This window comes from Quadrisphaera granulorum, from assembly GCF_003149145.1.
In the GTDB taxonomy this organism is placed as follows: Bacteria; Actinomycetota; Actinomycetes; order Actinomycetales; family Quadrisphaeraceae; genus Quadrisphaera; species Quadrisphaera granulorum.
The window spans coordinates 49,181-72,230 of sequence record NZ_QGDQ01000018.1; the positions used below are offsets into that span (position 1 = coordinate 49,181).

The 23,050-nt window shown below is 73.6% G+C and carries 21 protein-coding genes; 11 read left to right on the forward strand and 10 right to left on the reverse strand.

The features are described from left to right. Positions 1-81 precede the first annotated feature (81 nt). From BXY45_RS14175 to BXY45_RS14185, 3 genes are all read left to right on the forward strand, one after another. Positions 82-1,563, forward strand: coding sequence for a PP2C family protein-serine/threonine phosphatase (locus BXY45_RS14175; protein ID WP_109775172.1), 1,482 nt, complete (start codon positions 82-84; stop codon positions 1,561-1,563). A gap of 10 nt (positions 1,564-1,573) precedes the next feature. Beyond that, on the forward strand, positions 1,574-2,215 hold the full coding sequence (locus BXY45_RS14180) for a hypothetical protein (protein ID WP_109775173.1): 642 nt from the start codon (positions 1,574-1,576) through the stop codon (positions 2,213-2,215). 105 nt (positions 2,216-2,320) lie between these two features. Next, entirely contained in the window at positions 2,321-3,406 is a 1,086-nt protein-coding gene (locus BXY45_RS14185) for a hypothetical protein (protein ID WP_109775174.1), read from the forward strand. A gap of 145 nt (positions 3,407-3,551) precedes the next feature. On the opposite strand, the gene BXY45_RS24570 is transcribed toward BXY45_RS14185, so the two are convergent. Further along, the gene (locus tag BXY45_RS24570; RefSeq protein WP_109775175.1) at positions 3,552-4,997 is read right to left on the reverse strand and encodes a sensor histidine kinase; all 1,446 of its coding nucleotides are present in this window, start codon (positions 4,995-4,997) and stop codon (positions 3,552-3,554) included. Continuing rightward, entirely contained in the window at positions 4,997-5,671 is a 675-nt protein-coding gene (locus BXY45_RS24250) for a response regulator transcription factor (protein WP_109775176.1), read from the reverse strand. Before BXY45_RS24250 ends, BXY45_RS24570 begins: the two co-directional genes overlap by 1 nt. A gap of 144 nt (positions 5,672-5,815) precedes the next feature. Between BXY45_RS24250 and BXY45_RS24255 the strand changes: the two genes are divergently transcribed. Further along, entirely contained in the window at positions 5,816-6,625 is an 810-nt protein-coding gene (locus BXY45_RS24255; RefSeq protein ID WP_146211214.1) for a hypothetical protein, read from the forward strand. Positions 6,626-6,786: 161 nt separating this feature from the next. Beyond that, positions 6,787-7,497, forward strand: coding sequence for a GAF and ANTAR domain-containing protein (locus BXY45_RS14205; protein WP_109775178.1), 711 nt, complete (start codon positions 6,787-6,789; stop codon positions 7,495-7,497). 176 nt (positions 7,498-7,673) lie between these two features. Here BXY45_RS14205 and BXY45_RS14210 read toward each other — a convergent pair whose 3' ends face one another. The 7 genes from BXY45_RS14210 to BXY45_RS14240 form a co-directional block, all read right to left on the reverse strand. After that, positions 7,674-8,738 (reverse strand): hemolysin family protein, encoded by a 1,065-nt coding sequence (locus BXY45_RS14210; protein ID WP_109775179.1) that lies wholly within the window; start codon positions 8,736-8,738, stop codon positions 7,674-7,676. Next, complete coding sequence (locus BXY45_RS14215; RefSeq protein ID WP_109775180.1) at positions 8,735-10,126, reverse strand: hemolysin family protein; 1,392 nt, start codon at positions 10,124-10,126, stop codon at positions 8,735-8,737. Before BXY45_RS14215 ends, BXY45_RS14210 begins: the two co-directional genes overlap by 4 nt. 13 nt (positions 10,127-10,139) lie before the next feature. After that, complete coding sequence (locus tag BXY45_RS14220) at positions 10,140-10,952, reverse strand: putative protein N(5)-glutamine methyltransferase (protein WP_109775223.1); 813 nt, start codon at positions 10,950-10,952, stop codon at positions 10,140-10,142. Next, positions 10,949-11,827, reverse strand: a complete 879-nt coding sequence (locus BXY45_RS14225) for a metal ABC transporter permease (protein WP_109775181.1) — start codon at positions 11,825-11,827, stop codon at positions 10,949-10,951. Before BXY45_RS14225 ends, BXY45_RS14220 begins: the two co-directional genes overlap by 4 nt. Beyond that, positions 11,824-12,687, reverse strand: coding sequence for a metal ABC transporter ATP-binding protein (locus BXY45_RS14230; RefSeq protein ID WP_211319578.1), 864 nt, complete (start codon positions 12,685-12,687; stop codon positions 11,824-11,826). Before BXY45_RS14230 ends, BXY45_RS14225 begins: the two co-directional genes overlap by 4 nt. Before the next feature lie 4 nt (positions 12,688-12,691). Then, on the reverse strand, positions 12,692-13,759 hold the full coding sequence (locus BXY45_RS14235) for a metal ABC transporter solute-binding protein, Zn/Mn family (RefSeq protein ID WP_245961829.1): 1,068 nt from the start codon (positions 13,757-13,759) through the stop codon (positions 12,692-12,694). Between the two features lie 76 nt (positions 13,760-13,835). Further along, complete coding sequence (locus BXY45_RS14240) at positions 13,836-14,261, reverse strand: Fur family transcriptional regulator (RefSeq protein ID WP_109775183.1); 426 nt, start codon at positions 14,259-14,261, stop codon at positions 13,836-13,838. Between the two features lie 105 nt (positions 14,262-14,366). On the opposite strand from BXY45_RS14240, the gene BXY45_RS14245 reads away from it, so the two are divergent. From BXY45_RS14245 to BXY45_RS14255, 3 genes are all read left to right on the forward strand, one after another. Further along, positions 14,367-14,648, forward strand: coding sequence for a GlsB/YeaQ/YmgE family stress response membrane protein (locus BXY45_RS14245; RefSeq protein ID WP_109775184.1), 282 nt, complete (start codon positions 14,367-14,369; stop codon positions 14,646-14,648). A gap of 215 nt (positions 14,649-14,863) precedes the next feature. Continuing rightward, a complete protein-coding gene (locus tag BXY45_RS14250) occupies positions 14,864-16,831 on the forward strand; it encodes an alpha-amylase family protein (RefSeq protein ID WP_425468333.1) in 1,968 nt (655 codons plus the stop codon). 26 nt (positions 16,832-16,857) lie between these two features. After that, positions 16,858-17,643 carry a hypothetical protein gene (locus BXY45_RS14255; RefSeq protein WP_109775185.1) on the forward strand — a complete coding sequence of 262 codons (786 nt, stop codon included), beginning with the start codon at positions 16,858-16,860 and terminating at the stop codon, positions 17,641-17,643. Here BXY45_RS14255 and BXY45_RS14260 read toward each other — a convergent pair whose 3' ends face one another. After that, positions 17,644-18,432 carry an SOS response-associated peptidase gene (locus BXY45_RS14260; protein ID WP_109775226.1) on the reverse strand — a complete coding sequence of 263 codons (789 nt, stop codon included), beginning with the start codon at positions 18,430-18,432 and terminating at the stop codon, positions 17,644-17,646. It lies immediately after the preceding gene. Positions 18,433-18,577: 145 nt separating this feature from the next. Between BXY45_RS14260 and BXY45_RS14265 the strand changes: the two genes are divergently transcribed. The 3 genes from BXY45_RS14265 to BXY45_RS14275 all read left to right on the forward strand — a co-directional run bounded on the left by BXY45_RS14265 (position 18,578) and on the right by BXY45_RS14275 (position 23,040). Beyond that, positions 18,578-19,750 carry a YihY/virulence factor BrkB family protein gene (locus tag BXY45_RS14265; RefSeq protein ID WP_211319580.1) on the forward strand — a complete coding sequence of 391 codons (1,173 nt, stop codon included), beginning with the start codon at positions 18,578-18,580 and terminating at the stop codon, positions 19,748-19,750. Between the two features lie 182 nt (positions 19,751-19,932). Beyond that, positions 19,933-20,394, forward strand: a complete 462-nt coding sequence (locus tag BXY45_RS14270) for a hypothetical protein (RefSeq protein ID WP_146211215.1) — start codon at positions 19,933-19,935, stop codon at positions 20,392-20,394. Between the two features lie 189 nt (positions 20,395-20,583). Beyond that, complete coding sequence (locus BXY45_RS14275; RefSeq protein ID WP_170131524.1) at positions 20,584-23,040, forward strand: SpoIIE family protein phosphatase; 2,457 nt, start codon at positions 20,584-20,586, stop codon at positions 23,038-23,040. The last annotated feature ends 10 nt before the right edge of the window (positions 23,041-23,050 follow it).

The following is a 23,050-nucleotide window of genomic DNA, read 5'->3' on the forward strand; positions in this document are numbered from 1 at the left end:
GCGTGGCGTGGCTGGGCCGGGCTGGGCTGGGCGGGAGTTTCTCGGGGCGCTGCTCGGAGCGCTCCCGTCTAGCCTGACCAGGTGTCGACCGACCGCGCCGGGCTGATCGCCTGGTCCCAGCGCTGGTCGGTCAGCTCCGGCGCGGTCGAGGCCGTGCTCGACCGTCTCGACGCCGGTCCCGCCGTCCCGCCCTTCACCGGGCTCCCGCACGACGCCCGCCGCGAGCTCGTTCGTCTCCCGCTCGCGGCGCTGTCCCAGCTGCGCGAGCTCACCGACGCGGACCCCGCCGCTCACCGTGCCAGCGCGCTCGTACCGGGCCGCGCCCCGGCCGCGGCCTGGTCGGTGCTGGACGCGGTCGACCAGGCCGTCTGCGTCGCCGACATGCGCGCTCCCGACGCGCCGATCGTCTACGTCAACCCGGCGTTCACACGCACCACCGGCTATCACGAGGAGGAGGTGCTCGGACGCAACTGCCGCTTCCTTCACGACGGGCTGCTCGACCCCTCCGCGAACGCCGAGCTCGACGCGCTCGGCACGAGCTCCACCGAGGTGGCCGCCGCCGTGCAGCGCATCCGCGAGCTGCTGGCCGCGGGGGAGGCGGGGGAGGTCGTCCTCGTCAACCGGCACGCCGACGGGCACGTGTTCGTCAACGAGCTGGCGCTCTCACCGGTGATGGGTGCCGATGGCGCCCCGAGGCACTACGTGGCGGTGCAGCGCGACGTGACGTCGTACGCGGTGGTCCGCCGCGCCCGCGCGGCCCTGGCCGACGAGCTCGACCAGACCGCCCGCGCCGTCCAGGCCAGCCTCGTGCCGAGCACGCTGCCCGACCTGACGGGGTGGACGGTAGCCACCGGGTACCAGCCGGCCACGCGCGCCGACGGTGAGCGCGGTGCCGTCAGCGGCGACTTCTTCGACGTCTTCGCCGGCCCCGCCGGCGCGGGCGGTTCCTGGTACGCCGTCATCGGCGACGTCTCCGGCCGCGGCCCGCGTGCAGCGGCGAGCACGAGCGCCCTGCGCTGGTCGCTGCGCGGCGCGGCCACCACCCACCACGACCCCGCCGCGCTGCTGCACGCCGTGGGCGACGCCGTGCACGAGCAGCTGGGCGACAGGTTCGCCACCATGGCAGCACTCGCGCTGCCCCTTACCGAGGCTGGCGGCGAGACTCATGGCGAGATCGACGTCGTCGTCTCGCTCGCGCTGGCCGGCCACCCGCAGCCCGTCCTGCTCCCTGCCAGCGGGCCTCCGCGCCTGGTGGGGCTGGCCGGGACGCTGCTGGGGCCCTTCGCCGACATCGCGGTGGAGCAGGAGCAGCTCACGGTGGGGCCAGGGGATCAGCTCGTCCTCTACACCGACGGGGTCACCGAGGCCACGGACGCCCGTGGGCGTCAGCTGGGGGAGCAGGGTCTCCTCGAGGTGCTGGCGGGGCTCGCGGAGTCCGAGCGCACGTGCCCCGACGCTGCTCAGCGCACCGTGGCGGCGGTGACCGCTGCCGTCACCGAGCACGTCGCCGGGGGTCCCGTCGACGACCTCACGCTCCTCGTCGTCGCCAGGCCCGCCGGCTGAGCCGGGCGTCGTGACCACGGACTGGGCGCGCGACCTCGACGACCTCGACGACGAGGGCGATGATCACGACGACGACGGCGAGCGGCCTGACGGCGTGCGCCGTCGACGGTTCGTCCTGGCGGGTGCCTTGGTCGGCGCGGCGCTGCTCGGCGCCGTGCTGGGCACCGTCCACGCGAACGCGCGTGCCGAGCAGACCGAGCGAGCCCTGCGCCTGGACTCCGCGCTGCGTACGGGAGCGGTGGGTCTGGACGGAGACCTCGCGACCGTCGGCGCCGAGCGCCTGGCGACCCTGTCCGTGCCCCTGGCCAACATCTCCGCGACGACCGTCACCGCCGAGCTCGTCGCCGTCGACGCTCCGCACCTCGGGCCCCTCCGAGTCCCCGGCGGTGAGGGCGGCGGGCTCTCGGCCGTGGCCCTGGCGCCTGGCAGCAGCCTGCCCGTCACGGCGACGGCCGCGGTGCGGTGCGAGGAGGTGCCCGAGCCCGACCCCTTCGACCGTCTGCGCCCCGGCGCGCTCACGCCGGCGGCCGTCGTCGTCGACGTCGTCTCCGCAGACGACCACGTGCGTCGTGGGGTGCGCCTGGCACTCACGGACGACGAGGCGCTGCAGCTGGCGGAGGCACTGTCGTCCGCCTGCCATCCCCTGTCGTGATCACTGAAGGACGGCGGGGGCAGCCCCTAGCGGGGGTGACCTGCTGCCAGATCCACCTGAGGCGTCTCACCTTCGACGACGCCGGTGCGCAGCTAGGGTCCGGACGTGACCTCGGGGCGGCCCCGCAGCACTAACCGGCAGCCCTTCGGCAACGACGCCCTCCGCGGACTCGACGATGAACTCGATGATCTCGATGACGCCTTCGCTGCGCACGAGGAGAAGGGCGACGACGAGAGCGGCCCGCCGACACATCGGCTGCGCCTCCGCTTGCTCGCGGTCGGCGTCCTCGTGGTGGTCGCGCTGCTCGGGGCGGCGCTGGGCACCGCCCACGCGAACGCCCGCGCCGCGCAAGCCGAGAGGACCCTGAGGCTGGACACCGCGCTACGCACCGGGGAGGTGACCCTCGACGGCTCGATCTCCACCGTAGGCGCCCTGAGCCTGGCCAGCGCCTCCGTCCCGCTGGTCAACTCCTCGGCGCAGGCCGTGAGCGCCCAGCTCGTGGAGCTCGACGCGCCCCACCTCGGCAAGTTCTCCCTTTCGGGGAGCAGGCGAGAGGCGCCCGTCCCCGTGCGGCTGGCTCCCGGCAGCGCACTGTCCGTGCAGGCCGCGGTCGAGACGCAGTGCGATGACGTGCCCGCTCCAGACCCCTACGGCGGTATCCCCACGGCGGTGCCCGCGCCGGCCGCTGTCGTCGTCGAGGTGGCTCCCGGCGATGGAGATCCCAGCCACCGGGTGCGGCTCCCTCTCGCGGCGGACGAGGCACAGCAGCTGGCCGATGCGCTGGTGTGGGCCTGCCACCCCGACAGCGGGTCAGGCATGCCGCAGACCTCCTTCGCGTGGCTCCCCGACGGGCGGCTGCGCGTGGACCTTGCCTACGACTTCTCAGCCGGCGCTCCTGTGAAGATCACCGCTCGCACGTCGGGTGGGGTCGAGGTGACCTCCTCGCCCCCGCTGCCCCTCCTGCTCGCCCCTGGTGACGAGCAGCAGGTGGTGGTCACCGCCCACGTCGACTGCTCGGCGGCGGGCGACGGGTTCCAGAGCGCGGTGGTGCTGAGCAGCGAGGCGGTGGTTGACGGTGGGGCAGCCCAGGGCACCACGATCTATGACCTGAGCAGCGGCAGCAGCGGTGATGGCACGCCCTACGGCACCTCGGGGTGGCTCATGCGACAGATAGCTCTGACCTGTGGCTAACCCCCGGCATGATCACGGAGGCGGGGGCTCGGTGTGCTCGAGCGGGGCGGGAGAGTGCTCCGGCAACCGGCCCGCCTGAACCCCTACGTGATCATGGGCGGTTCGCCACCGTCCAAGAGGCTGTGGAGGTGGCGGACGCCCATGATCACGCGGGGGTGAGGGGGAGAGTCAGACGCAGGACGGCGCCCGCCCCCACGCCGTCGGGCCCCGCCCCGGGGTCGGCGGCCACAAGGTCACCGCCGTGGGCGCGGGCGATCCCCCGCGCGATGGCCAGGCCGAGCCCGGCACCGCCGGAGCCGCGGTCGCGGCCGGCGTCGAGGCGCACGAGTCGCTCGAAGACCCGTTCTCGCTGGTCAGCGGGGATGCCCGGCCCGCTGTCGCGCACCTCGAGCACGGCCGTGAGGCCATCGGAGCGCACCGACACCACCACTGAGCCGGCACCCGCCACCGCGCGGCGGGCGTTGTCGAGGACGTTGGTCAGGACCTGCCCCACCCGCCCGGCGTCGCACACGGTCACCACCGACCCGGCCGCTTCCACCGACCACGCCGTGGACGGCGCCAGCAACCGCTGCCGCTCCACCTCCTGACGGGCCAGCTCCACGAGGTCGACCTCGGCCCGCTCCAGCTCCACGCCTTCCTCCAGACGGGCGGCGGTGAGCAGGTCGCCGACCAGCCGCGAGGCGCGCCGGCTCTCACGCACCATCGCCGCGAGCGCGCGCTCGCGGTCTTCGCGGTCTGGGTCTCCGCGGAGCAGGTTCTCGGCGCTGGCCTGGAATCCCGCCAGCGGTGTCCGCAGCTCGTGGGACGCGTCGGACAGGAACGCCCGCATCTGCTCCTGGGAGCGCTCGGCGCGGGCCACGGCGGACTCCAGCTCGTCGAGCATCGCGTCGAACGCGAGCGCCGTGCGCCCCAGCTCGGTGTCGGGGCGCCCAGACCCGAGACGGCGCCCCCGGTCGCCGGCGGCGATGTCCCGCGCCACCGACGTCATGGTGTCCAGGGGCCGTAGCGCCACCCCCACCACGCGACCGAGTGCGAACCACGCCACCACCAGCGCCGCGGCGCCTCCGACGACCTCGAGGATGACGAGCCGCGAGAGCGTGTCGCTCACGGTGCTCGCGTCGACCTGCAGCGTCAGCCGCTGACCCCCCTCGAGGTTGGCCACCAGGAAAAGGGTGTCGCCGTCGCTGCGCACCTGCTGCTCGCCTGGACCGTCCTGGGCGGCCGGCCCGCGCCCCGGGCGGTCTGCCGGAGGGGTCTGCACCCCGGGGGGCGCCGGAGCGACCCGGGTGCTGGCGCAGTAGCCGCTGTCGCCGTCGCACACCTCGGCAAGCACGTTGTCACCACGCAGCTGCTGGACGAGCTGGTCGGGGTCGAGGCTGCCGGACAGCTGCTCCGCCAGGGCCACCCGGTCGGTGAGCCGGGTGCGCAGGTCGGCTTCCAGCCTGGCCTCGAGGGCGACGTCGACGGCCACGAAAAGCAGCACCAGGAGCAGCGCGAGCAGTCCGACGACGGCGACGCGGACGCGACCGCGCAGCGACGCTGGCTTCCAGCGCGCTCTCGGGCGCGATGTCCGGCGCGACAGGGGGCCCATCAGGGCCGCAGCACGTAGCCGAGCCCGCGCACCGTGTGGATGAGTCGCGGCCCGTGCGCCTCGGTCTTGCGGCGCAGGGCGCTGACGTGCACCTCGACGAGGTTGGGGTCGTAGTCCTCGTAGCCCCAGACCTGCGTGAGGATCTGGGTCTTGCTCAGGGTGCGGCCCCGGCCCGCCACGAGGTAGGCCAGCAGTCGGTGCTCGGTGCCGGTGAGGTCGAGCACGTGCCCGGCACGAGTGGCCACGGAGGAGGCTTCGTCGAGGACGAGGTCGCCCACCTGCACCGTTGAGGGCACCCGCCCCAGGCGCTGGAGCAGCGCGCGCAGACGGGCCAGCAGCTCGGCGGTGACGTACGGCTTGACCACGTAGTCGTCGGCACCGGTCGAGAAGCCGCGGAGCCTGTCGTCGACGGCGTCGCGCGCGGTGAGGAAGAGCAGGCCCGCGTCGCTGCGCTGGCGCAACGAGCGCGCCAGCGCGAACCCGTCGCGCGGGCCGGGGAGCATGACGTCGAGGACGGCGACGTCGGGCCGGAACGCATCGACGGCGCCCTCGAAGCCTTCACCGTCGGTGAGTGCCTCCACGGCGTAGCCGTCGGCCCGCAGGGCGTCGACGAGCGCCTCCCGGACGGAGGCGTCGTCCTCTACGACCAGGGCGCGGGCGGCAGGAGCAGGCACGTGACCATTGTGGTCGACCCAGCCTGAGGTGCTCCTGAAGACGTCGTGGCGCCTGTGGCGCTTCAGGTCGGCTTCAGACCCGCCGCCCAGCGTTGTCGTCAGGTCCCGCTGCAGCGGCGGGCCACGACTCCGATGGAGGACCTCGTGAACGAGCCCACCCAGCCCACCTGGATCCCCGGCGCCGACGCCTCGGACGAGCCTGTCCGAGCCGGGCGCCAGCCCCACCAGTCCCGGCGGGGGCGCCGCACCCTGGTGGCGGTCGCCCTGGCCGGTGGCCTTGCCGTGGGTGGTGCCGGCGTCGCCCTCGCCGACGGGACGCCCGCTGCGTCGTCGCCGTCGTCCTCCTCCTCCAGCGCCGCCGCCGACGGCGCCCCGCAGGGCGGACCCACTGCCGGCCCTGGCGCCGAGCAGCACGAGCACCAGCCCCACCTGGACGGCACGGTGAAGGAGGTCTCGGACTCCGGGTTCACCCTGGTCGACCGGGACGGCTTCACCCGCACGGTGAGCACCACCGGCAGCACCACCTACACCAGCGCGCCCACGCCGCCGGCGCCCCCTGCCGCCCCCTCGGGACAGCAGGGCTCGCAGCCCGAAGCGTCGGCGCAGCCGGAGGCGCCGGCGCAGCCCGCGACTGCGGACCGTTCCAGCGTGCTCGTGGTCGGCGCCCGTGTCATGGCCGAGGGCTCGGTGGCCAGCGACGGCACCACCCTGGATGCCACGACCGTCTCCACGGCCCCCGAGCCGCCCGCCGGCGGTCCCGCAGGTCCGCCGGCGTCTCCCGCGAGCAGGACAGGTCAGCAGGGCGGGCCGGCTCGCGATGGCGGCCCGCAGAAGGGCGCGAAGGGCGACAAGAGCCAGGAGGCGCCCGCCGCAGAGGCTCCCGCGGCGCCCGCTGCTCCCGCGTCCCCTGCTGCTCCCGGTGGAGGCGACCAGCCCGACGTCCAGGGTTCTTGATCTCGACATCGTGCCCGTCCCCCGCCACGGGGGACGGGCACCTCCGGCGGGGATGCACCCCATCGGCGCCGGGTGCGGTGCCCCCTGTCCGGACCCCCTACTAGATTGGGCGACCGCTCGTCGAGAACAACGGGGGGCGCACAAGCACCACGGGGGTCTGCATGTCGGTGGACGTCGCCTACGCCGAGCTGGGAAGGATCCTGCTCGACAGGACGCCGTTGAACGCCGTGCTGCAGCGGGTGGCAGAGCTCGCCCGCGACTGTGTGCCAGGAGCCGACGAGGCGTCAGTCACCCTCGTGCAGGGGCGCCGCGCCACCTCGGTCGCGTTCACCGGCAATCTGGCCGTCCAGCTCGACGAGCGCCAGTACGAGCTGGGCTTCGGCCCGTGCATGGACGCCGCGATGTCCGGCCAGAACATCGTCATTCGCGACACCGCATCCGGCGACCCCAGCTATCCCGGCTTCTCGGAGGTGGCGGCTCGCGCGGGTGTGCGCGCCACGCTGTCGGTCGGTCTGGCGGTGCCCGGACGCACGGTTGGTGCCCTCAACCTCTACGACACCGGCGGCGAGAGCGTCGTGACGTCGCAGGCGCGCGACGTCGCCACCGTCTTCGCCGGGCACGCGGCGATCGCACTGACCAACGCGCTCGCGGTGGAGAGCACGCGCGAACTCGCCGAGCAGCTGCAGCGGGCCATGGTGTCGCGGGCGGCCATCGAACAGGCCAAGGGCATCATCGCGGTACAGCGCGGGGTCTCCCCGGAGCAGGCGTTCTCTCTGCTCTCGCGGCGCTCGCAAGACAGCAACCGCAAGCTTGCCGAGCTAGCGGCCGAGGTCGTCGACGCCGTCACGCAGGGGCGCGCCACCGGGTGGTGATCTCAGCGGCGGCGCGGTCGTGCCTCCGTGAGCAAGCGGCGCTCGATGAGGTCGAGCAAGAACACGAGCGCCGCGACGAAGGGCAGGAGTCCGAGGGCGAGCAGCACGCCCCAACGGTCTCCCAGGGGCGACGCCGACGGCGTGCGACACGCCGTGGCGGAACGAGCGACGCGCCGTCAGCGCGTGCCGTGTGGTGCGTGAGGGGCTCCAGCGCCGCTCGCGCGGACCTCCCCGACGAGCTCCTCGAGCACGTCTTCCAAGGTGGCGACCCCCAGCAGCTCGCCGTCCGAGCCCTCCACGCGCGCCAGGTGAGCGCCGGTCTCCTGCATGCGGCGCAGCACGGGGCGCAGCGTGTCGAACTCCGAGACGGTCGTGAGGTCGCGCACGTAGCGCGCCGGGACGGCGGCGGCCCGTGCCTCGGGGTCGAGGGTGAGCACGTCCTTGATGTGGACGTACCCCGCGAGGCCGCCGTGGCCGTCCTCGATGGGGAAGCGCGAGTACCCGGTGCGGGCGGCGGCGTCCTGCACCTCCGCGACGGTCGCGTCTCCGGGCAGCGTCGCGAGCGAATCCAAGGGCAGCAGCACCGCTGACGCGGTGCGGTCGGCGAAACCCAGCGCAGCGGTCGCGAGCTCTTCGACATCCTCTTCGAGCAGCCCCTCAGAGCGGGCTTCAGCGACGAGCCCGGCGACCTCTTCCCGGGTGAAGGCGCTGGTCACCTCGTCCTTCGGCTCGACCTTGAACAGCCGCAGCACGTGGTTGGCGATCCAGTTCGACACGGCGATGACGGGTCGCAGCACGGTGGCGAGCGCGCGCAGCGGCGGCGCCAGGACGAGCGCCGCCCGGTCCGGTCCAGCCAGGGCGAGGTTCTTCGGCACCACCTCCCCGAGCACCACGTGGGCGTTGACCACGAGGGCCAGGGCGATGGCGAACGCCACCGGGTGCACCAGCGCGTCGGGCAGGCCGAGCGCCTCGAAGACCGGCTCCAGCTGATGGGCTACGGCCGGCTCACCGACAGCGCCCAGGCCCAGGGAGCACAGCGTGATCCCGAGCTGGGCGCACGAGAGCATCGAGGTGACGTCCTCCATGGCCCGCAACGTGGTGCGCGCCGCGCGACTGCCGCCGGCGGCGAGCAGCTCCACCGAGGAGCGGCGCGCGGAGATGACCGCGAACTCCGCGCCCACGAAGAACGCGTTGAGCGCGAGGAGCACGACGGCGAGCCAGATCGCCAGTCCGTCGCTCATCGCTCGCCCTCCGATCGCGGCGCCGTCGAACGAGGAGCCGGCTCGTCGGAGAGCAGCTGCAGGTGCACGGCATCGAGGCGAAGACCGTCGCGCGCCTCCACGCGCAGCAGCGCGGGCAGCGCGCGGGGTACGCCGTCGTCGTCGGAGTCGTCGGTGGTGACCCGCACCAGCACCTCCTCGCCCACGTCCGGGATGCGCCCGAGTTCACGCAGCACCAGCCCGGCGACGGTTTCGTAGTCGGGGTGCTCGGGAAGCTGCACACCGGTGCGCGCCGCCACCTCGTCCGGGCGCAGCAGCCCCGACACCAGCCAGCCACCCTCGCCGTCCTCGCGGACCGCCGAGGTCACCACGTCGTGCTCGTCGACCACCTCACCGACGATCTCCTCGACGAGGTCCTCGAAGGTCACCACGCCCGCGAAGCCTCCGTACTCGTCGACCACCACCGCCATCTGCAGGGGCGAGTCCTTGAGCTGGTCGAGCAGCTCGTCGAGCTCGAGGGTCTCTGGAACCAGCGCGGGTTCTTCCATGACGTCACGCAGCAGCACGCGGCCGGTCTCCTCCGGGGGCACGAGCAGTGCCTGGCGGGCGTGCACCACGCCGAGCACGTCGTCCTGGTCGGTGCCGGTCACGGGAAAGCGGGAACGCCCCGAGTCGTGGACGGCCGCGACGAGCTCGGTGAGGTCGTCGTCGGCGGACAGGGTCCGCACCCGGATCCGGGGGGTCATGACGTCGACGGCGCGGCGGTCGGAGAACGCCAGCGTGCGCTGCACGAGCGCGGCGGTCTCCTCCTCCAGGGTGCCCTGCTCCGCGGAGCGGCGGACCAGCGAGAGCAGCTCCTCCGGGGAGCGCGCCGAGGCCAGCTCCTCGGCCGGCTCGGTGCGGAACACCCCGCGCAGCAGGGCGTTGGCCATGCCGTTGAGGAGCCGGATCGGCCAGGCCATGGCCCGGGCGAATCCGCGGCTGAAGCCCTGCACCCGGTAGGCGGTGGCGTAGGGCAGCGAGATGGCGAGGTTCTTGGGCACGAGCTCGCCGAAGACCATCGTGAACAGCGTCGAGAGGGCCAGCGCCAGCGTCACCGATGTCGCCCGTGCCGCCCCACCGGTGATGCCGGCGGACTCCAGGGCGGGGGCGATGAGGTTCCCGATGGCCGGCTCGGCGAGGAAGCCGATGGCGAGGTTGGTGATGGTGATGCCGACCTGCGCCCCCGACAGCTGCGTGGAGAGGCTGCGCAGTGCCGCCAGGGTGCCCGCGGCGCGGCGATCGCCGGCGGCGGCGTCACGTTCGACGGTGGCCCTGTCAACCGTGAGCAGGGAGAACTCGGCGGCGACGAAGCCGCCGCAGGCCACGACGAGCGCGGCCGCGGTCAGCAGCAGGAGCAGCTCGGTCACGGTGCTCGCCAGGCTAGGCCCTGGCGAGCGCGCAGGAGGCCTCCAGGTCGTGGTCGGTCACGGCGATCGCTGCCAGGCCCCCGGCGCGGCACGCCGCAAGCGTGCCCTCGGCCTGCGGCGCGCTGGTCTCCAGCAGCAGCACGCCGCCGTCGGCCAGCCATGTACGGGCGCCCATGGCCACCCGGCGGTGGACGTCGAGCCCGTCGTCGCCGCCGTCCAGCGCGGTGAGCGGCTCGTGGTCACGGGCCTCCGGGGGCATGAGCGCCACCGCGGCGGTGGGCACGTAGGGCGCGTTGACGAGCAGGAGGTCCACGCGACCGCGCAGCCGCTCGGGCAGCGCGGCGTAGAGGTCTCCGGTGTGCACGCGCGCGCCGTCGACGTCGTGCAGGTTCTGGGTGGCGCAGGCCGTGGCCACCGGGTCGACGTCGGCGGCGTGCAGCTCCACACGCACGCCCTGTCGCGCTGCGGCGACCGCCACCGCCAGTCCCACCGCGCCCGTCCCGCAGCACAGGTCGACGACGACGGCGGCGCGCCCGAGCCGTGCAGCGTCCGCGCGGACTGCGCGTGAAGCCAGCGCGGCGAGGCCCTCGCGCACGAGCAGCTCACTGCGCCGCCGCGGCACGAACACCCCGGGGGCCGTACCGACGCGCAGCCCCGCGAAGGCCACCCACCCCAGCACGAGCTCCAGCGGTTCACCGGTCTCGCGGCGGAGCACCCGCTGCTCCAGCGCCGCGGGGGAGGGGCTGTCCTCCAGGAGCAGCGCGGCCTCCTCCTCGGCGAAGACGCACCCGGCCGCGCGCAGCCGCCCTACCAGGAGCTCGCTCACCCAGGGGCGCCGACGAGGCCGGTCGGGCGCCGTCGGGTCCACCCGCGCCGGCCGCGCCGCGCACCGAGGACGCGGCAGACCACGTAGATGGCGAAGGAGATCGTGGTGACGTACGGGCTGATCGGCACGGTGCCGCCGAGTGCCAGGAGGATCCCGCCGACCGCCGAGGCCATCGCGAACGTCACGGACAGCACCGGCACCCACAGCGGCGACGCCGACACGCGCGTGGCAGCGGCAGCCGGCGTGATGAGCAGCGACAGCACCAGCAGCGCGCCCACCACCTGCACCGCCATCGCCACCGACAGCCCGAGCACCACCATGAAGACGAGGGAGAGCCCCCGCACGGGCACGCCGCGTGCGGCCGCTCCGTCGGGGTCGACGCTGGCGAACAGCAGCGGCCGCCAGACCACGGCCAGCACCGCCAGAACCACGGCGGAGGTCACGAGCATGGTCGTCAGCCGGGGGTTGTCCACGGCCACCACCTGGCCCGTGAGCAGACCGAACTTGTTCGCCGAGCGTCCCGGGTAGAGCGCGAGGAACAGCACCCCCAGACCGAGCCCGAACGGCATCAGTACACCGATGATGGAGTTCCGGTCGCGCGCCCGAACCCCGAGCACGCCGATGAGCACCGCCGCGATGAGCGAGCCCACCACCGACCCGAGCACCACGTCCATCCCCACCAGGAGCGCGGCGGCCGCTCCCGCGAAGCTCAGCTCGGAGATGCCGTGGACGGCGAAGGCCATGTCGCGGGCGGCCACGAGCACACCGACCAGGCCGCCGACCAGGCCCAGCGCCGCCGCCGCCCACAGGGAGTTGGTGACCAGCGGCAGCAGGCGGGAGTAGTCGTCGAAGTTGATGATCGCGTCCCAGCTCACGCCGCGCCCTCCGCCTCGAGCAGACCGGCGGGGTGGCAGTCGTGGTCGAGGTGCGCACCCGTGGCAGCGATGAGCACGCGCCCGCCGTGGTGGAGCACCTCCACCCGCGTGCCGTACAGCTGCGACAGCGACTCCGTGGTGAGCACCTCCTCCGGCGTCCCGACGCGGTGGCCCGCGGGGGCCAGGTAGAGCACCTTGTCGACGACGTCGAGCACGGGATTGATCTCGTGGGTCACGAAGAGCACGGCCGTGCCGGCGCGGCGCCGGGCGTCGATGACGCCGACCACCTCGCGCTGATGGGCGAGGTCGAGGGAGAGCAGCGGCTCGTCGCACAGCAGCAGCGCCGGGTCGGTGGCCACCGCCTGCGCGATCCGCACGCGCTGCTGCTCACCGCCCGAGAGCAGGCCCACCGGCACGTCGCCGTACGCGGAAGCGCCGACAGCGGCCAGCAGTTCGTCCACGCGGGTGCGCATGCGGCGGCTCGGCAGGGGCACGCCCCAGCGGTGTCCGTCCAGGCCCTGGCGCACCAGGTCGCGGGCCCGCAGCGGGGTCATCGGGTCGATGAGCCGCTGCTGGGGCACATAGCCGATCTCGGGGGAGCCCGCTCGCGGCCGACGGCCGCGCACCTCGAGGCGACCACGCGTCAGGGGCTGCTGGCCGAGCACGGCCCGCACCAGGCTGGTCTTCCCCGAGCCGTTGGGGCCGAGGACGGCAACCAGCTCGCCGGGGTGGACGTCGAGGTCGAGGTCGGACCAGACCTCGTGGGTGCCGTAGCTCAGCGCCGCCCCGCGCAGGGAGAGCGCCGGAGTGCCTGCGGGGGCTGCGCTGTCAGCGTGGTCAGCGCTGTCGGCCGTGCTCACCGCGTCATCCCTGGACGGCAGCGCGGATCGCCTCGGCGTTGGCGGTCATCCACTGCGTGTAGTCCTGCCCGTCGGGGAGCGTCTCGGTGACCGGCACGACGGCGGTGCCGGCGGCCTTCGCCGCCGAGAGCACGGCCTCGGTCTCTGCTCCGGTGGTCTGCTCGTTGTACACCAGCGCCTTCACGGCGCCGCTGCTGAACAGCGCTTCGGTGTCGGCGAGGACGGCGGGGGAGACGTCGGTGCCCTCCTCGACGGCCTCGGAGAACGCCTCCGGGGTCTTCACCTCCAGGCCCATGGCCGCGAGCATGTAGTCGGGTACGGGCTCGGTGATGGCCACGCCGGTGCCCGCCGAGCTGGCCTTCACCGAAGCTTCCACCTGCTGGACCGCGGCCAGGCCGTCGGTGAAGGTCTTGGCGTTGGCCGTGAAGGTGCTCGCCTGTGCAGGGTCGACCGTCGAGAGCTGCTGGGCCAGGGCCTGCGCGACCTTGCCGGCGGTGGCGAGGTCGTACCAGACGTGCTCGTTGAACTCCCCGTGGGCGTGGCCGTGATCGTCGGCGTGCTCGTCGGTGTGAGTCTCGGCGTGGTCGCCAGCGTGATCGTCGGCGGATGCGTCCTCGGCACCCTCCAGGCCGGAGACCTCGACGGCGTCGACCACGGGGGCCGTCGTGCCTGTGGCGGAGAGCAGCTGCGTCATGAAGGGGTCGTAGCCGCCGCCGTTCATGACCACGACCTGCGCGTCCTGCACGAGCAGCTGGTCGCGCGTGCTGGCTTCGAAGGAGTGGGGGTCTTGGCTCGGATCGTTGATGATCGACGTCACCTCGACGGCGTCACCGCCCACGGCCTGCGCGACGCTGCCCCAGACGTCGGTGGAGGCCACGACGGCGATCCTGTCGCCTCCGGTGGCCGGCGCCGTGCCGGCGCTGGACGGTGCGTCGGCAGGTGGCGTCGTCCCCCCGCACGCGCTGAGCAGCAGTGCGGCCGTGAGTCCGCCGACGACGGCGAGCGGCCGCACGGGGCGGTGCGTGCGGTGGAGCGTGACGTGGGGCACGGGATGGAACGCGGGGCGGTGCACGGGCCCTCCAGGGCAGGGTGGCTCAGGTGAGAGTCAGAGTGATAACTCTTCTCACCTTAAGCCCGTGGCGGACCCTTCAGTGCGCGGCGGCGCAGACGGCGCAGGTGCCGAAGATCTCCACCACGTGGTCGACGTCGGTGAAACCGTGCGCAGCGGCGGTCTTCCGGGCCCACGCCTCGACGGCGCTGCCTTCGACTTCCTCGGCCTTCCCGCAGCGACGGCAGACCAGGTGGTGGTGGTGCCCCGTGCTGCAGCGCCGGTAGACGGCCTCGCCGTCCTCTCCCGTGCGCAGGACGTCGACCTCGCCGTCCTCGACGAGCGCCTGCAGCGCCCGGTAGACGGTGGCAAGCCCAATCGGGTTGCCCTGTTCGCGCAGGCGCGCGTACAGGTCCTGTGCGGAGGTGAAGCTCGGCTCGGAGTCGAGCATCGCGGCGACCGCCGCGCGCTGGCGTCCGGTGCGGCGCTGAGCAGGGCGGGTGCGCGGTGGAGCGGCCTCGGTCATCGCCGTCCATCATCACACGCTGGCGGCTCGTCCCGAGATGCCGACGAGCTCCACCGGGCCTACCGTCGAAAGCGCCAGAACAGGTCTCTCACCAGGGCGGTCGTCATGCTCGGAACCATCATCGGCCTCATCGTCATCGGTATCGTCGCCGGCTACATCGCCCGTCTCGTCGTCCCCGGCCGGTCCGGCCTGGGCATCGGCGGCACGCTGCTGCTGGGCGTCGCCGGGTCCTTCGTCGGCGGTTTCCTCGGATACTTCCTGCTGGGCCGCAACAGCAGCGGCGAGGGCTTCATCCAGCCCTCCAGCTGGATCGGCTCGATCATCGGCGCGATCATCGTGCTGGCGATCTACCAGGCCACCCGCGGTCGCAGCCACAGCCGCGCCTGACCACTGCAGCACAGAGCCGCATCACCTTCGAGGCCCTCTGGGATCGTCGAGCCGAGCGCGACCCCTCACCGCAGCCCCACCCGAACGGGTGGGGCTGCGGTCGTCTACGGGCCCTGCGATCACATCCGCGCCACCATGTGCCCCGGCGTGCCGATGGATAGCGTGTCGGTGGCGCCGCCGCCGATCGGCGCGGCCGAGCGGGAGGCGTGGTGGACGTGGTGGACGGGAGCGGCTCCGTGGCCAGTTCCGGTGACGGTGCCGTGGAGGCGTTCGTGGAGGACGTCGCGGGTGACCTGCTGTCGGGTCTCTCCGCCGACCGGCGCGACCTCTTCGTTCTGCGGGTCGAGCGGTGGTGGCCTGACCTGCGGGCCGGACTGGCTGCCGTGCACCGCTCCGAGGTGGTCACCGACGTCGAGCGGCGGCTGCTGCGCGCCGCCGCGGCCGGCTACGCCGAGCGCGAGGCCGATCTCCACCGCCTCGACCAGGCCCGGACGCTGCGCCCCGACTGGTTCCAGGAACCGTCGATGCTCGGCTACGCCGCCTACACCGAGAGGTACGCGGGCACGCTGGACGGCGTCCGCGGCCGCCTCGACCACCTGCGTGAGCTGGGTGTCACCTACCTCCACCTCATGCCCGTGCTGCAGCCGCGCGAGGGTGACAGCGACGGCGGCTACGCCGTCGCCGACTACCGCTCGGTCCGCTCCGACCTCGGCGACACCGGCGACCTGCGCGAGCTGGCCCGCGCGCTGCGCGCCCAGGGCACCTCGCTCGTGCTCGACCTCGTGCTCAACCACGTGGCCCGCGAGCACGAGTGGGCCCGCAAGGCCCGCGAGGGCGACCCGCGCTACCGCGCCTACTTCCACGTCTATGCCGACCGCACCGTCCCGGACGCCTACGAGCGGACGCTGCCGGAGGTCTTTCCCGACTTCGCCCCGGGCAACTTCACCTGGGACGAGGAGCTAGAGGGCTGGGTCTGGACGACCTTCAACAGCTTCCAGTGGGACGTCGACTGGTCCAACCCCGACGTGCTCGTCGAGTACGCCGACATCATCCTGTTCCTGGCCAATCTCGGCGTGGAGGTGCTGCGGCTCGACGCCATCGCCTTCATCTGGAAGCGGATGGGCACCGACTGCCAGAACCAGCCCGAGGTGCACAGCCTCACGCAGGTGCTGCGCGCGCTGACCCGCGTGGCGTGCCCCGGCGTGCTGCTCAAGGCCGAAGCGATCGTCTCCCCGCAGAAGCTCGTGGCCTACCTCGGCCAGGGCGAGCACCACGGCCGCGTCTCCGACCTGGCCTACCACAACACCCTCATGGTCCAGTTCTGGTCGATGCTCGCCTCGCAGGACGTGACCCTGGCGGCGCACACGCTGCGGTCGCTACCGCCGGCGCCCTCCAGCGCTGCCTGGATCACCTACATGCGCTGCCACGACGACATCGGCTGGGCCGTGAGCGACGAGGACGCCGAGGCCGTCGGCCTTGACGGGTTTGCGCACCGCGCGTTCCTGTCCGACTGGTTCAGCGGCGCCTTCCCGGGCTCACCCGCCCGCGGCCTCGTGTTCCAGGAGAACCCCGTCACCCGCGACCGGCGCATCTCCGGTTCCGCTGCCGCGCTGACCGGCCTCGTGGCCGCTCAGGAGGCCGGGAACGCCGCCGGCATCGAGGCGGGCATCGCCAAGGTCCTGCTCGGCCACGCGCTGGTCATGGGGTGGGGCGGCATCCCCGTGCTGTGGATGGGCGACGAGCTCGGCCTGCGGGGTGACGACGCGTGGGCCAGCGAGCCGGGGCACGAGTCCGACAACCGCTGGGCACACCGGCCGTGGATGGACGAGAGCGCCCTGGAGGCCCGTCACGACGCGGCGACGGTGCCCGGCCGCTTGTTCGCCGGCACGCGACACCTCGCGCGCGTGCGCGCCTCCCTGCCGCACCTGCACGCCGCGGTGCCCTCCCAGGTGCTCGAGCTGCACGACCCGGGCGTCCTTCCGGTGCTGCGCCGCCACCCCGTCGGTGACCTTCTGGGCCTCTACAACCCCACCGCGGGTTGGCGGACCTACCCGGGCTGGCGCCTCGCCGAGCTTGGCCTGGCCGGCGCCCACGACGCCCTCACCGGCCGCGCCGCGCACGTCGGAGATGACGGAAACGTCTGGCTCGCCCCGTGGTCGGCGGCGTGGCTGCACCGCCCCTGACCAAGCACTGCGTCACCATGTGACGCATGGGGAATCGCGCCGAGGGCCTCGCGCTCGCGCTGTTGCGCGTGGCGCTTGGCCTGCTGTGGCTGCAGGACCTCATCCTCCCGCGCCTGGCGGTGCAGAGCTGGACCGCCGGCAGTCTCGGACTCGACGCTGCGGCCGGCTGGTTGCTCCCCTCGCTCGAGGTCGGGCTGGTCGTCACGCTGCTCACCGGATTGCTCGTGCGCGTCGCGGGTGCCGTCGGGGCGGCGCTCGCCGTCACCGGGGCGGTCAACCTCGCCACGGCGGGCGGCGGTCCGGGAGCCCCGGGTGTGTGGGCGGTGGCGCTGCTGGCGGTCGTCCACGCTGTGCTGCTCGTCGGCGGGGCCGGCAGCTGGGGTGCGCTGGACGCCGTGCGGCGCACCGGCGACGCCGCGCAGGCCGCCGCACTCGGCCGCAGCTGGGGCTTGCTCGCGCTCACCGCCGGTGTGGCGGTGGCCGTGCTGGCACGCGGATCAGCGCCACTGTGGACGGCCCAGCACGTCATCGAGCTGCCGCGAGGCCTGCTCTCCCTGGGCACCTGGGACCTCCCCGGGGCCCTCGTGGCCGGCGGCGCGGGTCTCGTGCTGCTCATCGGCACCGCCCCCCGGATGTCACCGATGGTGCTGGTGGCGCTCCTCGTGGCCGGTGGGGGCGCGGTGCTCGTCGTCATCGGCGTCCTCGCCGGTGGCGTGGCGACGGCTTCCCTGCTGGCCGCCGTCGCCGTCGTCGCCGCGGTGTGTGCGCCGCACCTGCAGGGCGCCGGGGGCGGCGGGGGCGACGACGGCTGATCAGCCGCCCAGTTCCTCGCGCCGTTCGAGCTCGGGCAGCGGCAGCACCAGCTGCGGACCGTTGACGCGGGGGCTGCCCACCGCTCGTCCCACCTCGTGGGTCGCCAGGACCGGCGGCGGCACGGCGTCGAGCACCTGCCGCACGAGGTCGAGGTCGGTGAGGGACGGGTCGAGCCAGTCGCCGTGGAAGTCGGCCGGGAGCACCACCGGGCTGCGGTCGTGGATGCGCCCGGCTTCGTCGTGGGCCTGCGTGGTGATGACCGTCACCGTCCACAGCCACGGGTCGGTGCCCTCGGGCGCGGAGGGGTCGCGCCAGAGCTCGTACAGGCCCGCGAAGGTGAGCGGTCCGCTGTCGGCCGCGTGGAGGAAGTGCGGCACCTTGATCTCCTTGCCCGAGCCGTCGGGCGCGGGGCGGCGATCCCACTCGAAGTAGCCGTCGGCGGGAAGCAGGCAGCGACGACGCGCGGCGGCCCGGCGGTAGGCGGGCTTCTCGGTGACCGTCTCGACGCGGGCGTTGATCATCCGGGAGCCGACGCCCGGGTCCTTGGCCCACGAGGGCACCAGGCCCCACCGCAGCGTCCGCAACTGCCGCTGCGCGCCCTCGGGCCCATCGGCTCCGTCGCCCCCGCCCCCCTCGTCATCTCGGGGTTCCCGCTCCACCACGGCACGCACCTGCTGGGTGGGCGCGACGTTCCAGGAGGGCCCCACCTCGGGGCCGACGACGACGTCGACGGCGTAGTCCTCCACGAGCTGGGCATCGGACCTGCTGCTGGCGTAGCGACCGCACACGGCAGGCAGTCTGCCCCCGCCCACCGACCGGCCGCCCGATCGATCGCACCGCTTGCTCCGGTCGCCGGTCCACCCCCCGCGCAGGACACTGGCGACGACGTCGAGCCCACGGCGCACCACCGCGAGAAGGGCCTGGCGAGACGGTATGAGCTCCGACGTCGACCACGCGCGCACGGCGCAGAAGGCGCGCACCGCACCCGCCCCTGACGATCCGCGCAAGCCGGACGACCCCACCGACCTCACCAAGCGGTCGTGGACGTACGTGCTGCGCAAGACGGCCCGGGAGTTCACCGGTGACGGTTGCCTGGACTTGGCGGCCGCGCTCGTCTACTACGCGGTCCTGGCCCTGTTCCCGGGCCTGGTGGCCGTCATCTCGCTGGTCGGCGTGCTCGGGCAGGGACCCCAGACCACCCAGGCGCTCCTGGACATCATCCGGGGCTTCGCGCCCGCTGACGTCGCGGAGAACCTGCGACCGGTGCTGCAGCAGCTCCAGGGGAGCCAGGGGGCGGGCATCGGGCTCGTCGTCGGCATCCTCGGTGCGCTGTGGTCGGCCTCCGGCTACGTCGGTGCGTTCTCCCGGGCCATGAATCGCATCTACGGCATCACCGAGGGCCGGCCGGTCTGGGTCATGCGACCCACGCAGCTGCTCGTCACGGTGATCGCCGTCGTCCTCGTGGTCGCGGCGCTCATCATCCTGGTGGTCTCCGGGCCGGTGGCTCGGTCAATCGGTGACGTCGTCGGGCTCGGCTCCGCGGCCGTGGCCACGTGGAACATCGCGAAGTGGCCGGTGCTGGCGCTGATCGTCGTCGTCATCATCGCGGTGCTCTACCAGCTGACGCCCAACATCAAGCGGCCCAAGTGGACCTGGACGAGCGTGGGTGCCGTCACGGCGATCCTCGTGTGGGCCGTCGCGTCGGCGCTGTTCGGCGTCTACGTCTCGGGCTTCGGCAACTACGACGCCACGTACGGCACGTTCGCGACCGTCATCGTCTTCCTGCTGTGGCTGTGGATCACCAACCTCGCTTTGCTCTTCGGCGCTGAGCTCGACGCCGAGCTGGAGCGCGGGCGCGAGCTGCAGGCCGGTTTCCACGCCGAGGAGACCCTGCAGCTGCCCCCGCGCGACACCCGCAAGAGCGACAAGGCCGAGGCCAAGCACGCCGAGGACGTCGCCCGAGGGCGCCAGCTGCGGCTCACGCATGGGGCCCCCGACGGCGCGCGCGGCGGCAGTCAGGGAGCAAGCGAGCACCCCAATCAGGGGCCGGACCGACAGGCAGAGCGCGACGCCGCCGTGCGTCGGGCGGGCGGCACGCCCGTCTGACACAGGGGCTCGGCGACACGCCGTCGAGGTGCTGGCCGGACACCTCTGGTTCCTCTAAATTCTCTCAAGTCACACGAGTCACATAAGTAGCAGAGGCAACGCCAGCACCACTGCACCACGGCGTCACAGCACCACAGTGCCTCCGGGCGAACCGGGGCCGGCCTGCAAGATCGGAGTCAGGAATGTCCGCTGCACCTGCTTCACCGGTCGTCGACCTTGACGTGTGGCGCGAGCGAGCCCGCGACGTCCGCGGTGCCGAACCCTCCGCCGCCGCGATCCCCGACGAGCGACCGCCCGTCGCCGCCGCGGCCGGCGCGTCCGTCCTCCGCATGCCCGCGCCCGCCGGACCGGGTCCGATGAGCGTCTTCGGCCCGGTCATGGCGTTCGGCCTCGTGCGGCGCCCGGCGGTCGAGGGCGCGCTGCCGGCGCGGCTACGGCCTGTGCACTCGCCCCACCTCGAGGCCGGTGCCGGTCAGGACGGCGACGGCGGCCCCGATGCCGCGAGACAGCCGGCCCTGGCCGGGCCGCCCGACCTCCGCGCGCTGCCCGCGCTCTCCAGCGAGCAGGGCGTCACCTCGGCGCCCACGCCGCGGCTGCGCCTGCTGCTCGACACCCGCGGCACGCCGCGCGGGCCACGCCGCTGAGCAGCCGCTGAGCAGTCTTTGAGCAGCCGTTGAGCAGTCCCTGAGGGGCGCAACCCGCCGGGTCGGTCGCCGTATCGACGCCGTCGTGCCCCAGACTTCTCCCAGGCGGGTGAGCACACCAACCAGCACCGCCGCTCCAGCTCTGGGGCGGCGGTGCTGGCGTGCTGTCACCCAGGGGGCGGGGGATCGGTGGAGGGTACGGCTGACGAGGGCGTCGCTGGCGGTGAGACCGGGCTCGACAGGCTCGCGAAGCTCACCGCGCGCCTCGTAGGCGCGCCGTGGGCGCAGGTGTCCTTGGCCCAGGGCGACGTCCACCGCGTCGTGGCCACGGGCGGGGCGCCCGAAGGCCGCGCATCGCGCCGCCTTGACCGCGCCGCGGAGACGCTGTGCGAGATCACGCTGACCGAGGGGCGGCCGGTCGTCGTCGAGGACACCACCACCGACCCCCGCACGGCACAGCGGCCAGCCGTCACCTCCGGCCTCGTCGGTTCCTACCTCGGCGTCCCCCTCGTCCAGGACGGGCGCACCACCGGGGTTCTCTGCGCCTACGGGCCCACGCCGCGGCCGTGGGACAAGCACGACGTGGAGGTCCTCGAGCACCTCGCCGCGAGCGCCGTCGCTGAGCTCGACATGGAGCGCATCGTGGCTGACGTCACCCGAAGCCGGCTGCGGGTGGAGCTCGCCGTCGACGCCGCCGGCGTGGGCAGCTTCGTCTGGGACCTGGCGAGCGGTGAGCTGGAGTGGGACGACAGGCTGCTGGAGATCTTCGGGATCGAACGGGCCGACTTCGGCGGCACCATCACGGCCTTCAATGCGTCCCTGCACCCGGACGACCTCGAGCGCGTGACCGCCGCTCTGGAGCGGTCCATCGCCACCTGCGGTGAGTTCCGAGCCGAGTACCGCGTGCAGCGTCCCGGGGGAGGGGTGCGCTGGGTGCAGGCCCGGGGCCGGACGCTGTGCGACCCCACCGGGCGCGCCACGCGGGTGGTCGGCGCCGCCTACGACACCACCGAGGTGCACGAGGGTGAAGCGCGGGTCGCCCGCGTTCTGGAGAGCATGTCGGCGGCCTTCTACAGCCTGGACCGCGACTTCCGCTTCACCTACGTCAACGCCGAGGCCGAGCGGCTCCTCGGCCGGCCCCGCAGCGAGCTGCTGGGCGGAGTGCTGTGGGACCTGTTCCCCGCGACGCTGTCCAGCGCTTTCGAGAGCGGCTACCGCTCGGCGATGGACAGCGGCCAGCCCGCCACCTTCGAGGCGCACTACCCACCGCCGCTGGATGGCTGGTACGAGGTCCGCGTCTGGCCGGTGCCCGACGGCCTGTCCGTGTACTTCCTCGAGATCACCGAGCGGCGTCGTGCGCAGGAGCGCGCCGACGCCGCCGTCGCCCGGCTCGCGCTCATCGCGCGCACCACCGAGCAGCTCACCGAGGTGCTCGACGGGCGCACCGCGGTGGCGCGGCTCGCCTCGCTCGTGGTGCCCCAGCTGGCCGACTGGTCGCTGGTGTCGCTCGTGGACGACGGGGGCCCGCTGCGTGACGTCGGCTGGGCTCACGTCGACCCTGCGTGCACCGCACTCGTCGAGCAGTACGCGACGCAGCGGTCGAGGGGTCTTCACCCCACGGCCCCGCTGCTGCGGGCCCTGGCCACCGGCGAGCCGCAGGGCATCCCCTCGGAGGCGGCGGCAACCCTCCGCGACGTCCTCGGGGACGACGACGCACGCCGGCTCCTCACCCAGCTGGCGCCGCAGGCGTGCTGGGTGTTCCCCCTGAGTTCCCACGGGCGCACGTTCGGCGCGCTGTCCCTGTTCTGGGGCGCGCAGCGGCCTGCTCCCGGACCCGACGACCTGGCCCTCGCCCGCGAGGTCGCCGCGCGAGCGGGCACCGCGCTGGAGAACGCGCGCCTGTACGAGCGCCAGCGCGACCTCGCCGAGGAGCTTCAGCGCAGCCTCCTCACCGCCCCGCCGCGCCCGGACCACCTCGAGGTAGCGGTGCGCTACCTCCCGGCGGGGTTCGCCGCCCAGGTGGGAGGGGACTGGTACGACGCGTTCGTCCAGGCGGACGGCGGCACCGTCGTCGTCATCGGTGACGTCGTCGGGCACGACACCGCCGCCGCCGCTGCCATGGGGCAACTGCGGGGTCTGCTGCGCGGCATCGCGTACACGACGGGCGCCGGACCTGCGGACGTGCTGCAGCGACTGGACGCAGCCATCCCCGGCCTGCTGATCTCCACGACGGCCACCGCTGCCGTGGTGCGGCTGGAGCAGACCGCCTCGGACCGCGCCCGCGGCATCACGGCGCTGCGCTGGTCGAGCGCGGGGCACCCGCCACCGTTCGTGCTGCACCCCAACGGCTCCGTCGTGGCCCTGGAGGTCGACGACCCCGACCTGCTGCTCGGCATCGACCCGGCCTCCACCCGCCAGGAGCGCGTCGAGGAGGTGGGGCGAGGCACGACGGTGGTCCTGTACTCCGACGGACTGGTCGAGCGGCGCGGGCAGTCCCTCGACGTCGGGCTGGCGCGCCTGCGCGCGGTGCTGGCCGAGCTGGGCCACCTGCCGCTGCAGAAGCTCTGCGACGCGCTGCTGAGCCGCCTGGTGAGCGAACGGCCCGAGGACGACGTCGCCCTGGTCGCCGTGCGCCTGCTCCCGTAGGACCCCCACG